The organism is Curtobacterium poinsettiae, from assembly GCF_025677645.1.
Classification (GTDB): Bacteria; Actinomycetota; Actinomycetes; order Actinomycetales; family Microbacteriaceae; genus Curtobacterium; species Curtobacterium poinsettiae_A.
Genome location: NZ_CP106880.1, coordinates 42,756 through 56,523 on the forward strand (window position 1 = coordinate 42,756; position 13,768 = coordinate 56,523).

Sequence of the window (13,768 nt, forward strand, 5' to 3'; positions counted from 1 at the left end):
TGTCGCCCGTCAACACGGTTCCGGTCGTACCGGCCGACTCTCTCACCCAAAGCTATCGGTTGCTATCAGTTGCGATCTGATGGTTCCGTGTGCTGGCGCTGGATTCGAAGGCAGCGTCGAGCGCTCGAGCGTCGCTCCAGAGGGCCGTGATCCGAGCGAGAATCTCGTCAGCGGTGGCGTCCACGGCACCGAGCTCGTCGTAGGTCTCCTGCAAGGTGAGTTGCGCGAACCGGTACGGTTGGCGAACCACCGGTCCGACAGCCTCTCGATCCGTCTCGTGTGCGGCGGCGGCGGCGCGTCTACTGGAGATGATGCTCGTCATCGACCTGCTAGACAAGGTGAGCCCGGTACGGGCCCAGCCGTGCACGTCTAACGGCAACAGCAGCTGCTCTGCTCGGCGCCACTGCCCCGGCAGTGGCTGCTCGCAGTCATGCTGATCGAGATTGCCCTTGGTGGGATCGAGCAGGCCGATGACGTCGCCTCTAAATCCGGCCCAGACCAGGCCCACAATCCGCAACCACCGGGTCACCGCGCACGCCGCACACGCCGCTGGGTCGTCGGCGGAGGGGACGACCGTGCCGCGGATGCGCACGATGCTCGTCACTGCGACATCGTCCGCCGTGATGGCTTGCGCCTGCTGGCGGGTCAGGCGCAGTACGCCGAGGAGGACGATGAGGAACGCGTCGCGCCGGCCGCGGAGCCCGATCGGGTACCGGTACTTCGGGATCGCCGCGAGCACCTCGCCCACAGCATCAGCCTCGGCGTCAGTGAGTGATGGTCGCGGCCACACACGGTCTTCGATGACGGGGAGCGGGTTCAGGTGGCCGGCGGCGAGGTGGTGCGCGCGGATCGCGCGTCGGCGGAGCCGCTGCGTCGACGCAGCCCCAGGGAACTGGGTCAGGAACTGCTCGATCGTGGCTGCCGTCGCCGGCAGCGGCTCGTGCCCGGTGGCGCTGCACCACGCTATGAACCTGCCCCAGTGCGCCTCGAGCAGGACCTCCGTGTCGGGGTGAGGTGTGGGTGGGGTGTGCGGGGTCATAGCCGCATCCGGGTGACGGCGTTGCGGACCAGGGGTGTGTATTCGCGGTCGTAGATCTGCAAGGTCGAGGCGTTGGTGTGGTGGGTCTGGTTCATGATCTCCACGTCGGTCGCGCCGGCGTTGCGTGCTTCGGTGACGAACCCGGCACGGAGGGAGTGCCCAGACCAGCCCTCTTCCCCGAGCCCGGCGGCGTGTGCGCGGCGGGCGGCGGCTTTGCCGACCGTGGTGGGGCTGATGCCGGTGTTCCGGAACAGGCCCCACTTCGACACGGCGCGGAAGAACGGCATCGATGGCGGTAGCCGGTCCGGGCCGAGCCCGTCGGTGCAGACGTGGACGGCAAGGGTGGCGCCGGTGAGCGCGGCGAACAGGCCGGCTTCGCCTCGTGCGTCCTGCGCGGCCATGAGCCGGGAGAGCCGGATGAACGCGCACGGGGCGCAGGTGACCGGGTTCGCGCCCTGCTGCAGCACCTTGATGCGGCCGGCACCGTCCTGGTCCGTTTTCGACTTCCGGATTCGGGCGTAGACGCCTTCACCGTCGACGAGGCGGAGATCTCCGACGGTCAGTGCGGTGAGTTCGGACTCGCGGAACGCGCCGACGAACCCGAAGAGCAGCAACGCCTGATCTCGTGTTCCGAGGGCGCCGGTCTGCAGGTCGGCGACGTCGATCTGCAGCAGGGTCGTCTGCAGCGCCTTCAAGGTCATCGGTTTCGCTCGCCGGACCGGCACGGACCGGGTGCGGCGGATCCCCTTGAGGACGTCGCGGACGATCGGCGTGGTGCCGGGTGGGGTGTGGCCGCGGCGGGCGTGCTCCCAGTCGATCGCGGCGACGTAACGACTGATCGTGCCGGGTGCGTACCGCTGGGCCCCGTCCGGCAGGACCGCGTTGGCCTTGTCGGCGAGGAACGCCGCGACCTCCGCCGGGTCCACCGGTGCCGTGGTGATCTGCTCGAGCTCATGCGGTTCGGAGATCTCGTGGTCGCGGAACCCGGCGCGCCACCGGGCGAACTGCCGCAGGTCCGATCGGTACGCGCGAACGGTGTTCGGCGACAAGGACGCTTCGGCAAAGACCTGCGGTGACGCGTCCGCCGGCACCACCACGGCACCCGAGCCGCTCGGGCGCCCCTCCCCCGCTGCGGTGCGGAGCCGCGCGAACGCCGTCCGGGAACGCTCCACTGCGGCGCGCTCCTCAGCAGACGCCGCACGACCGACTACGCGGACGCCCGGCGAGCTCGTTCGGACGCTCGCCTCGCTCGCCTCGTCCACATGACCTCGCTCCTGCCAGCGGCACTGTGTACACCTACCGTATCAGTTCCGATAATAGTCATTCTCGGAACGTCTTGGCGGGGGCGGAAGCGACCAGAGCGACCAAGATGTCGCCGCGCAAACAACTTGTCTCCTTCGCGCAGAACTTGTCGCCGATGGCTCCTATGAGTTCCAAGGAATCTGTCGAATTCCACACTGTCGCGTCGCAAGCGCCACCAGCAGAGAATTCTTTGAGAATTCACGGCTGGGGACAGCCGCGCGATGAACCTCAGCGGATTGCCGATGGGACGACCGAGAGCCCGAACGCCGCGGTCGCCGCACGCGGCCGGCTGGGCATCACGAGCCCTTCATTCCGGCTGTTGGGGCGTCGACCCACAGTGCCGGGGGTGCGTCGGCAGCGCCGGTCGGCAGCGCGAACAAATGCGCCCCCGTCGACGTGCCGCCTCGGTGCCTCCCTAGCGCCGAGACCGCCATCGCTGCGACGGCCGCTTCGTCGGCGGCGGACCCGTGAAACGTCGGAATCGAGCAGCCGCGAACTGGTGTGACTTGATCACTGGGTGCAGCCCTCCTCCAAAACCCGTGGTAGGCCTCCAGCTGCGGCTGCTCGAGTACAGACCGCCCAATCGTGTGATCGATGGACGCCAAGGAACGGGTGTCGCCGATGCCGCGCACCGTGACGATCCCACGGGACCCGGTGGAAGGGTCCGTCGCCAGCTGAGCCACAACGGCACCATCGCATTCGAGGTGCGTCAACGCGGTCTCAAGATCGACGCCGGCCGCGAGATTCGCGGTTGCGTCGACGATGAAATCGGCACTGGTGAACGCTGCGACGGCTGCGGAGTGATCGAGGTCAGTCAGTACATCGACATTGACATCGTCGGCGATGGCTTGCAGTCGCGCGGCGAGGGCGTCATCCTTTGGACGACCGACATCCAGTTCGACGTAGTTCTGACGCACGAGTAGTCCCCGGGTGATCATCGCCGGATCTGCCAGCACGATCCGCGCGACCCCAGCGCGCACGACGAACTCGGCGAACCAAGAACCGAGCGCCCCGCATCCGATGAGGGTCACCGTGCTGCCAAGGAATCCAGCGGCGTGGGTTCCAACGTCGCGCCGGGTCGAGACGCCAGGCCGGTCGTCAGACATAGCCCGCCATGTGATCGCCGCCATCGCCGTCGCAGGAGTGATGGCCCGCAGCGCGGTGATCCCGTCTTCGTCGATCCAGCCGGCCGCGACGTGGCGTTCTCCGCCAGCGGGATGAGGGATGCCGAGGAGCATGTACATGCCATCCGCAGCGGCGGGCCGGTTCGCGGCGTTTTGCAACGTCCGCACCATCATTGCGATGTTGGAGTCCTCCGCCGCCCTGAGCCGGTTGATGAGCGTGCCGATCGTGTCCCCGACGCCATAGGGCAGGGGCGCCGCGACGGGAAGGAACACAGCGGGGACGGCGCCTTCGACGGCATTGCCCCGAACATCAATGCGTCGGGCCGACCGGCGGGTGGCCCAAAACAGCGCCGGTTTGTCTGGCATCTGCGATCGCACGGATAGCATCTCGCCGTTCTCTGCGCCCGCCGGGACGCCGCCGATCGCGTGGTACAGCGAATCGCGTGCCGAGAACCGGCCCTCGGCAGCGTCCGCCAGCCAGTCGTAGAGTCGGTTGAAGAATCCGATAGCACCGCCGGCAGGATCCCACTCGCGGGCCGGATCTAAGTACAGACACAGTTCGCGGCCGTAGAGGACATGTGGTGCCCCGACGAACCGGTCGTGGGCAACCGTCACGGCCGGTGGTCGAGCCGAGTCCTTGCGGACGTGAACTTCGACCTGTTCATGCAAGTCCAGGGCGAGCCCGCCTGGTTCGCGGGCGACGTTGCCGGTATTGATGGTGATCAGCAGCACGAGGTGGCCAAGCGAGTCGACTTGTCGACGTTCATTCAGCCGGATTGGGAAGTGCGGGTCGTTCGCGAGCGTGCGCGTCTCGCCCAGGAATGCCATCTGCCAGTCGGTCGGCTGGCGATGAGCGGTCATCCAGCGCGACCCGCGATGAAGGACGACGCTGCCGACTCCTCCGGCTTCCCAAAACGCTGCCGGCCAGTAGAGACGCCGGCCTCTTTGAACCCCGGGCCGAACAGGCTCTGCCACAGCTCGACGCTCTCGTCCTTGTCTGTCGACTCGTACGCCTGAGTGGTGGTGTCGGCGATCGTGTGCAGCCGCTGACGGAAGTTCGCGTACGTCTCTTGGGTCCAGCGATGGTCGAACGTGAGACCCGTCCCGGACGGGTCTGTCACCGACGGCTTGTTCTCGCGTGCCCACACGTAAGCGTCGAGGTCATTGACGAGGTGGAAGAACGAAGATGGCAGATCGGCGTAGTAGCCAGAGTCGTGGATCTCGTTGGCAGAGGACACGCGATCGCCAAGCATCGTCGTCAGCAAGATGGAGCGGACCCCGTTGAAGCTGTTGCGGTTGTCCCGTACCCACTTGAACAAGCGAATCACCTTACGGAGGTTGCCATGTGTGTCGGCGTCCTTCGCCTGCATCCAGGTGGTAAACCCGGACGGGTTCGTCGGCTCCCAGATGTTGTCGTCGTAATTTGCAATGTGGCGGACACCGCCGCGCTCGATGGACGGGACGACGTCAACGTGGAAGTCGTTTGCGTAGAGGACGCGGACGCAGCGCGTCTTCCGATTCAGCGTCATCCCGGTGTAGTCGTGGTGGTCGTTCAGCGCCTTGCGGGTGGCGTTGAGGTAGTCCTTCGGGGTCCACGACGAATCGTCGGCGAGGTGCAGCGTGAAGTCCGCATCGAAGTCGCGCCCACCTGACGGGTTGATGATGGTTTTCTGCGCCCAGGAACCCTGCTGCGACATGTCGTGCACCATCGGACCGAGCGTTTCGTCCCGGTTCAACGCGGCGTAGATACTACCCGCGCGGTTTTCGAGTGACTGAAGACGAGACGCGCTGAGGTTGACGCGATCCGTCAACAGCGTGTCAAAGTGGGCGGCGAGCTTCACGAGGGCTCCGTTCGGGTCGGGCCGGCAGAACATGACCGCTTATCGTGTTCCGTGGGTGTTCATAGCCTAATCCCGACCACCGACACGCCTGGGAGTGCGCAGTGACTGATGACGATGTGGCCGCACCAATGAGACGGGTGCGCCCCACGCCGCTCGCGGAACGGGAAATCTGGGCCAAGTCAGCAGGCCGGTGCAACTTCTGCGCCAAGTACCTCTTCGCCGAGGAATTTGACTACAAGCCCATTGCGGTCGGCCAGATCGCCCACCAGGTCGGTGCTACAGACGGTCCGAAGTCACCCCGAGGCCAGGCGCCCCTTACGGCAGACGAGCGATCGGAGCCCTCGAACCTGATGCTGCTGTGCCAGCCCCATCATCAGATGATCGACGGCGATCCCGACCGTTTCCCCGTGGACTGGCTGCAGCAGACGAAGCACGATTTTGAGACCCGCGTACGAGAGGCCACGAACTTCGCCTCACTCGAGCCCAGCGCCGCCGTCGTGCTGACGGCTCCGATCCGCGGCAACGACGTATCGATCACGCGGGAGCAGATCTCCGAGGCGTTGCAGTTCGAGAGCCTTCGCTTCGCTGGTGAGCACTACCGGGACTCAACTCTAGAGGTCCGACTTCAGCTACCCGAGAGCCGCGAGGAGTCGTGGAACGCGGGACAGATGACCATCCATCACAGGCTTGAACGACTTCAGTCGATGGTCGATGATGTCGGGGCGGAGTCTGTGAGTCTGTTCGCGCTAGGGCCTATCCCATTCCTCGTCGACCTTGGTGCATCGGTTGGCAACAAGTACCCCGTCAACGTGTTCGAGCCGCACAGCGTGGGCAGTCGAACCCGCTGGCGGTGGCCTGTCGAGCCCGGCGAGCCGAACGAGTTCGCCATCGATGTCCCGTCCCCAGACCAATCAGCAACCGAGCTGGTCGTATCCGTGTCGCTAACGGCGGCGGTCCAACTCGATCGGGTGCCAGGTCCGGTCGCCGCGCTGCCGCGGGCAAGTCTTCGCATTGATGGCGAGCCGCGAGTCGGCGCGATCAACTCGCAAGAGACGCTTCGAAACTTCGTCCGAGCTTGGCGGACGCTTCTGCAACGGGTCGAGGACGCGTTCCCTTCTGCAACGAGGGTCCACCTCGTCGCGGCCGTCGGATGCGCCGCCGCGATCGAACTTGGCCGATGGCGTATGCGCGACGCCCACCCCGAGTTCGTCGTCTATCAGCTACTCGAAGACCACACGTACCAAGAGGCGATCACTATTCGTTGAGCTGCCCGTCACTGGCTCAGGGATGCGAGAACCAGAACCGAGCGATCCTGTGTGGCGGACGAACAAGCCTGACGACACACAGCAAAGCGGTTTACACGTCAGACGTGAGCCCGCTCAGGGGGTCCTTGACAAAGCGGCATCGATGCTCTCGTACGCCGATCGCACGGTGGCGGTGACGTCAAGACCGGCGGCGGCGACGTTCCGGACGACAATGGCGGACGAGTTGGTGTGTTCGACTCGTCGACCGATCGCTTGCGTCTTTTCCGATGTGAGCTCTCGCGCCCAGATCAGGTCGTACGAGGTTGCGTCGAAGAGGAGGAAGAGGGCGTCATCGAAGTCGAAGGACCTGAACGCTGAGAAGTTCTGAGACCGGCGGTCAGCGGGATCAACAAGGCGCGCCTTGACCTGGATGCGCCGGCCGTTGGGTGTAGTGAGGTCGTAGCTCTTCTCTGAAATGGGCGCAAGCGTGCCACAGTAGGCGCGGAGCGCGATCGTCTCAGCAAGATCACCCAGTGGCGCGTTGCGTGTGCGGACGACCCCTCGCCGCAGGAGCTCGTCGAGGACAGCGACGTGTGATGCGAGCAGCTGCCGAACGGTCAGCTCCTGCGGGCGGAACGCAAGCGTCACCCCTTCCGCCGGGCCTACGCCCAAGTCGGTCGGGGTCATTCAGCGGATTCCTGGTACCGCAGTGCCGGCAGGCTCTGCACGATGCGCACCGTTTCGACACTGACGGTCACGATGCGTTGGATTAGCTCAACGATGTACGCCGGATTGCCGTGCTCGGCACCCCAGTCGTTGGGGTCGTTGACGATGCCTGAGGCCTTGTCGGTCTTGACTTGGTATCGCTCGAGGATCCAGTCGAGTGCCGACCGAGAGCCAAGCTTGTATTCGTGCGCCATGGCTGGGATGCCACTGATCGTCACGCCGGGCGCTACGTGAATGACCGTACGGTCCCAGTTGCCCGCCTTGCCGCCGTACCGCATCTTCGTCACGCGCAGGTCAGCGGGAATCGGCCCACTGAGCTCTACCGGGTACAAGTCGGCGCTTTCGTACCCAATGTGCAGCTCGGACAGCGCCCGACCTGCCGCCGCAAACGCCCGGAAGTCGGCCGGATCTGTCAGTTCCGGGATGCGCGGCAGCATTTTCTTCAGATCAGCGTCGAACTCGCGTCGGTAGTCCTCGGAGTGCAAGAGTCCGTAAACAGCGAAGAACACGTCATCAGCAGTGACTTCCTGCCCGTACAGCTGTCGGTAGGTGGCGAGGGCGGCGTCGGTGATGTTGTCGCGCCGCTGTGGTCCGTCGAACAGCGCAAACGTTCCGCCCTGTGGCTCGACGTCGTACACGTACCGAGGGAAGAACTGACCGCCCGACCCGGCTCCGGTCACATGCAGATCAGGGATTGCGTCGATCATCAAGACCGAGAAAGGGACTGCCGAACCGGCTCCCACGTAGTAGAAGCCATGGTTGCGCTGGCCCGAGTGGAAGTACGACGCGTGCTGAGCGGGCCGGTGAATGAGGCGAGGGTCGAAGCACAGCTGCTGACGGTTGAAGGGACGATAAATACTTGTTGTGATTTGGTTGCTGCCGACGTTGATTCGCTCTTTACGTTTGAAGCGGGCGAGTAGCGACGAAGACCAGCTGATGCGTTGGGGATCGGTGTCGATGAAGTTTTCGACAGGTTGGGGTTGGCCGGCGCGTTGCCAGCGGTCGAGTTCGGCGTTGTAGGCGTCGATCATGCTGGTGACGTTGCCGCGAAGGGCTGGTTCAGACGAGTTGTATACCCAGGCGTCCCGGTTGGTTTGTAGCCCGGCTGAGAAGCTACGGAAGATCGCCGTCTCGGGCGCTTTGCGATCCCCGATCGCGGTGAAGGCCTCGAAGGCGTCGTTGCGTTGGTTGATCCAGTCGCCGTGTTCGTTCGGGGTAATCTGCCGCCACGGGACGCCGTCGGAGTCTCCATACTGCTCGAGGAGTCCGAGTTTGTCGTCGCGGGTGAGGTAGTCCCCGATGTCGCGGTAGTGGATCGTTCTGGAGGACGGCCGGTCCGGGTTCTTCACCAGCAGGGAGATGACGATCGTGGCGCGGCTGCCAGGGCCGAAGGTCTGGCCGCCCTCTCTGAGTGCCTGCTCGCCGGAGGTGCGGGTGTTGCCGCGGAGGTTGAGGATGTAGAGCTCGGTGAACTCGTCTTGGAGGGCGAGGCGGAGGCCGGCGGCGGTGTTGCCGTCGAGGAAGCCGCCATTGGTGACGTAGGCGACGATGCCGTGGTCTTTGATCCGGTCGGATGCCCACCGGATGGCGCGGATGTAGGAGTCGTAGAGGCTGTTCTTGTTCTGCCCCGTGGACCGGGCCGCGTAGGTGGTGGCGATGCGCTTGTCGAGGTAGGGGTATTTGAGGTTCTGGTTGTTGTCGTTGGCGGAGTCCTGCCCAGATGAGTAGGGCGGGTTACCGACGATGATGCGGATATCGAGGGCGTTCTGCTGCTTCACGCGTTCGTTATTGTCGCCGAACACGCCTTGATCGTCGTAGGTGTCGTCGTCCTCAGCGGTCTGGAACGTGTCGGTGAGGACCACGCCGGGGAACGGCACGTACTCACCGCCCTGGAGGCCGTTGTACGTGGCCTCGATGTTCACGGCGGCGACGTAGTACGCCAGGAGCACGATCTCGTTCGCGTGGAGCTCGTGACGGTACTTGTGCGCGAGATCACTCGGGGTGATCAGGCCGGATTGCAGGAGTCGGACGATGAAGGTGCCGGTACCGGTGAATGGGTCGAGGACGTGGACGCCGTGGTCGGTGAGGCCGGCGCCGAAGTGGTCGCGGGAGAGCCGGTCGGCGCTGCGGAGGATGAAGTCGACGATCTCGTTGGGTGTGTAGACGATGCCGAGCCGTTCGGAGGTGCCGCGGAAGGCGCCGGTGAAGAACTTCTCGTACAGCCGCTTGATGATCGTCTGCCGGCCGGACGCGTCGGTGATCCCGGCGACGGTGCGTTGCACGCCGGCGTAGAAGCCAGCGAGGTCGCTGGTTTCGGTGGTGAGGTTCTGCTCTTCGAGGGCGTCGACCATGCGCTGCATGACCTGCGACACCGGGTTGTGGTCACTGAAGGCGTGGCCGGCGAAGAGGGCATCGAAGACGGGTTGGGTGATGAGGTGCTGGGAGAGCATCTCGATCGCCTGCGGCTCGCTGACGCCCGGGTTGAGGTTGTCCTGCAGTCCCTTCACGAAGCGAGTGAACTCGGTCCGCAGACTCTCGTTGGAGCCGTCGACGAGGCTGGTGATGCGCGCGATCTGCCGGCCGGCGATGTCGGCGACGTCTTTGGCCCAGTTCTCCCAGTAGTCGCGTTCGCCGACCTTGTCGACGATGCGGGCGTAGATGGCGTTCTGCCAGTCCGCCCCCAGAACGCTCATGTCGAGCGGAATCTGCGACGTCTCTGGGGTCGCCGTGCCCGGTGCTGGCTCGGGCAGGTCGTGGTCGTCATAGTGCGTGCCTATGACGGGGCCGGTGTCCGTGCGGCCGTTGAGGTCGATCTGTTCGATCTTCGCTTCGAACCGTTCATCATGCGCACGGAGCGCACGGAGGACGTCCCAGACGACCTTGAACTTGGTGTTGTCGTTGAGTGCCTGCTCGGGTGACTGCCCCGCGGGCACTGCGATCGGGAGGACGATGTAGCCGTAGTCCTTGCCAGGGGCCTTTCGCATGACGCGGCCGACGGACTGGACGACGTCGACGGGGCTGTCGCGGGAGTTGAGGAAGATGACCGCATCCAAGCTGGGCACGTCGACACCTTCGGAGAGGCAGCGGGCGTTGGTGAGGATGCGGCACACGTTCTCACCCGCCGTGTCGGCCTTCAACCAGTCGAGCTTCTGGTTCCGTTCGAGGATGTTCATCCCGCCGTCGACGTGGTCCGCTTCGAGGCGAAACGTCTGCTCGTCGCCGTCGGCGTCCCGGTCGATGCGGGCTCCGGCGAGGCTGTCCGCACGGACGCCGTCGACACCGTCATAGCCGTTGAGGTATCCGCGGACGGTTTTCGAGTCAGCGATGGAACGGGAGAACGCAACCGCCCGGCGCAGCGGCTTGTGCGCGTTCGGGGCGGTCGTGTCGATGCCCTGCACGCCCCGCTTCGCAAGGCCGTTGTAGATCCCGACGATGCGGGCAGCGTCGGGGATGTTCAGTTCCCCGTCGGCGGCGAAGGTTTCCTGGAAAGCGGACCCGATGGAGTCCTCATCGATCGTGAGGACCAGGACCCGGTAGTCGGTGAGGAGGTCCCGTTCGACAGCTTCCCCAAACCCAAGCCGATGGAACACGGGCCCGAACACGGCTTCGTCGTCCATCGAGTACAGCACCGCCGCGTTCTCGTCCGCCTGGCTGCGGGCGGACTCGGCGTAGATCTTCGGCGTCGCGGTCATGTAGAGCCGCGCCTGCGTCTGGATCGAATCGTCCGAATGGACCCGGAGGAACGCGGACTCTTCCGCGCCTTGCCGGATGAACCCGGCGGTGCGGTGCGCTTCGTCACAGATCACCAGATCGAACGGCGCCAGCCCCTCGGCCTGCGCCTTCGCGATGACGTCAATCGACTGGTAGGTGGAGAAGAACACAGTCAGTCCGTCGGGCGCTGAGCTTTTCGCGACCTCCGTCAACAGCTGCGCGGTGTTGGTTGTCGCCGGGTAGGCGAGGTCGGCGACGGTGAAGTCCTCAGAGACACGGCCGACCTTGCTGTCCGAGCAGACCGCGAACGCCCGCATGTCCATCGCGCGTTCCGCGGACCACTCCTTCAACGTTTGCGACAGCAACGCGATCGAGGGCACCAGGAACAGAACCGACCCCCCGGCACCGGCGACGTCTTCCGCGATGCGGAGACTGGTGAACGTCTTCCCGGTCCCGCACGCCATGATCAGCTTTCCGCGGTCATGGTCAGCGAACCCAGACCGGACGGCGTCGAGCGCTTCCTGCTGATGGGGGCGGAGCTGCTTCTTCTTCGGCGGTGCGACCTCGTCGGGCTTGTCGAAGGAGTATGTCGACCAGTCGATGTCGGACTGGTCGAACTCATCGATCGGGATCTGGTTCGACGGCAGACCCTGCCCGACCATCGCGTCCTGCGCGTTCTTGCCCAGCGGGGCCGTCGCGACCACGATCCGCGACGTGAACGGGTGCTTCCCCGACGCGGTGAAGAACGAGTCCAGGTCCCCCTTCTGAATGGTGGAGGTGGGGGCGTAGAACTTGCACTGGATCGCACACCAGCCCCCGCCGTGCCGCTCGCGGGCGACGAGGTCGATACCGGTGTCGGGCTTGCCGTCGCGGCCGGGCCAGTCCTGCCACAGCCACACCTCGTCGAACCGGGCCGTCCACGTGGGGTCCGTCGTCAGGAACACCTTCGTCAGACGCTCGAACAGGCGCCCCTTCGTGCGGGTGTCCGGCGCAATCTGCGCGTACTCGGCAAGCAGGTCATGGATCGATGTCATCGTTCGTGCCCCTCATCACAGCCAACACACTCAGAACCGCTAGATCGGCACGAGCACCCCCGAAATCGTATCCGCCCGACCGGGCCACTTTGCCTACTAGATTGCGTCTGGAGACGGCGGCGACGGCTGATCCCAAACCGCCGCGTACGGTTCCCTGACCTCGTCCCACAGCGTTCGACGTGCAGCGGCTGCGTCCTGCAGATTGGCGTGATCTGGTGCGAGAACGACGAACTCGTGCGGGATGACCCGCCCTGCTCGGTCTGTACGTCCATCGGGATCAGGGAAGCGCACCGCAAGCGTTCCGTTGCGTCTCGTGAAGGTCTCTGGTGTGCCTTCTGTCCCGGCGAACGCGTCTTCGTAGACCGCGAGCGGGTTGGCCAGGCCTGCCGTGTGGAGGAAGCGGAATCCCCACGTCTTCCCGCGGGTGGACCAGAGGAAGTTCACTTCGGGCTCTCGATCAACACCTTGTCATCGACAGCGTGGTCGAGCTCGAGGCGGAAGCCGAGCAGCACCGCGGTGAGGAAGTCGTGCCGAACCTTCGCCGTGTTGTACGCGTCCTCCAGCTTGTCTCGGCTGTGGTCAAGGAGAGGGTCCATGACGAACGGCAACGCCACCGTGATGAGCTTCAACGGGCCCGGCAGCTTCAACTTCGTCGCGACGAACGCAAGGACGGGACCGGACCGGTCCAGTAGCTCCTTCGCCACCTTGCTGCCACGGCGCATGGCCCCTGCCCACCGCACGTACCGAGAGAACGGCAAAATCGCAGCGATCGGCAACATCAGCTTGACCCCGACCTGCTGGTCAACGTCGATCTTCCCCGGCTCGAAGCGCGCTGAGGACAGCAGCACGAAGTCCTCGCCAAGCGCGAATGCGTCCGGCTCCTCGACGAACGCCGCGAGCTCTTCGTGTAGCAGCGTCATCTCCTGCCCGGCCTTCTCCACCAGCAGGTCGCGGAACCCCGTCACGTCCATCTCCGGCAGCAAGTCCGCCTTCGACAGCCCGAAGAGCCAGACCCTGGGGAAGCGCGCTAGCCGCTTCCCATCGGGTAAGAGCTCGCCGCGCACCTTCGAGACGTGGGCGATGTAGTTCGTCAGCAGCGCCTTCAAGTACCGCTCTTCTTCGCCGGCGTTGTCGACCAGCCGCTGCGCGTCGACTAACAGGACTGCCACGTCTGAGCCGACCAGCGCCTTGAACGTCTCACCCCGACGGACAAGTTCCTCCGCGGTCGAGGGATCCTCCTCAAACCACTCCCCTGGGTAGTCGTGCCAGACCAACCGCAACTCCTCCGTCGCTGGCTTCTTGCCCTTCCCCCCTGCCGTGGGGCGACGGGTGATCGAGAACACGTACCGGGTCGCGGTGTAGCGAGTCGACTCAGGAGCGATGCCAGAGTTTCGCATCCCGAGGAAGTTCTGATGCAGCCGATTCCTCTGCGCGGTGTCGTCCGCGGTGATCTTGTACACACTGTCTCGAACGAACGCCGGCTCCTGCGCCGCTCCGTAGAACGACGACAGCAACACTGTCTTCCCACTACCCGACTCACCGAACACGGCAATCTGCTGTTCCCGAGCAACCTTCAACGGTTTCATCCCTCGAACCTAGACGAAGTCCTGCTAAGTGCCGCCGGCGCGATCGAGCCTCAAGGCGCGTAGATCGAGCGGAGGCCACAATTAGTTGGCCGTCCGATCGTCGGCGTCGTGATGCAGACGACAGGCACACCGGCGGTCGAAGCAATCGCCGTCGACGAGGA

The 13,768-nt window shown here is 64.9% G+C and carries 8 protein-coding genes; 1 reads left to right on the forward strand and 7 read right to left on the reverse strand.

Annotated features, from left to right (window positions below; genetic code table 11):
- Positions 1-52 precede the first annotated feature (52 nt).
- The 4 genes from OE229_RS17730 to OE229_RS17745 form a co-directional block, all read right to left on the reverse strand.
- Positions 53-1,039 carry a hypothetical protein gene (locus tag OE229_RS17730; RefSeq protein ID WP_259581582.1) on the reverse strand — a complete coding sequence of 329 codons (987 nt, stop codon included), beginning with the start codon at positions 1,037-1,039 and terminating at the stop codon, positions 53-55.
- Positions 1,036-2,211 carry a site-specific integrase gene (locus OE229_RS17735; protein ID WP_259581580.1) on the reverse strand — a complete coding sequence of 392 codons (1,176 nt, stop codon included), beginning with the start codon at positions 2,209-2,211 and terminating at the stop codon, positions 1,036-1,038. The genes OE229_RS17730 and OE229_RS17735 overlap by 4 nt, the downstream gene beginning before the upstream one ends.
- A 426-nt stretch (positions 2,212-2,637) precedes the next feature.
- On the reverse strand, positions 2,638-4,326 hold the full coding sequence (locus OE229_RS17740) for a ThiF family adenylyltransferase (RefSeq protein WP_263345377.1): 1,689 nt from the start codon (positions 4,324-4,326) through the stop codon (positions 2,638-2,640).
- Positions 4,323-5,306 (reverse strand): SMODS domain-containing nucleotidyltransferase, encoded by a 984-nt coding sequence (locus tag OE229_RS17745; RefSeq protein WP_111040491.1) that lies wholly within the window; start codon positions 5,304-5,306, stop codon positions 4,323-4,325. Before OE229_RS17745 ends, OE229_RS17740 begins: the two co-directional genes overlap by 4 nt.
- Before the next feature lie 101 nt (positions 5,307-5,407).
- Between OE229_RS17745 and OE229_RS17750 the strand changes: the two genes are divergently transcribed.
- Positions 5,408-6,571, forward strand: a complete 1,164-nt coding sequence (locus tag OE229_RS17750) for an SAVED domain-containing protein (protein WP_146247044.1) — start codon at positions 5,408-5,410, stop codon at positions 6,569-6,571.
- A 114-nt stretch (positions 6,572-6,685) separates the two neighbouring features.
- Here the strand turns inward: OE229_RS17750 and OE229_RS17755 are convergent, their stop codons facing one another.
- The 3 genes from OE229_RS17755 to OE229_RS17765 form a co-directional block, all read right to left on the reverse strand.
- Entirely contained in the window at positions 6,686-7,237 is a 552-nt protein-coding gene (locus tag OE229_RS17755) for a DUF6998 domain-containing protein (protein WP_111040477.1), read from the reverse strand.
- Positions 7,234-12,021 (reverse strand): DEAD/DEAH box helicase, encoded by a 4,788-nt coding sequence (locus tag OE229_RS17760; RefSeq protein ID WP_262140228.1) that lies wholly within the window; start codon positions 12,019-12,021, stop codon positions 7,234-7,236. Before OE229_RS17760 ends, OE229_RS17755 begins: the two co-directional genes overlap by 4 nt.
- 440 nt (positions 12,022-12,461) lie before the next feature.
- Complete coding sequence (locus OE229_RS17765) at positions 12,462-13,607, reverse strand: ATP/GTP-binding protein (protein ID WP_111040475.1); 1,146 nt, start codon at positions 13,605-13,607, stop codon at positions 12,462-12,464.
- Positions 13,608-13,768: the final 161 nt, after the last annotated feature.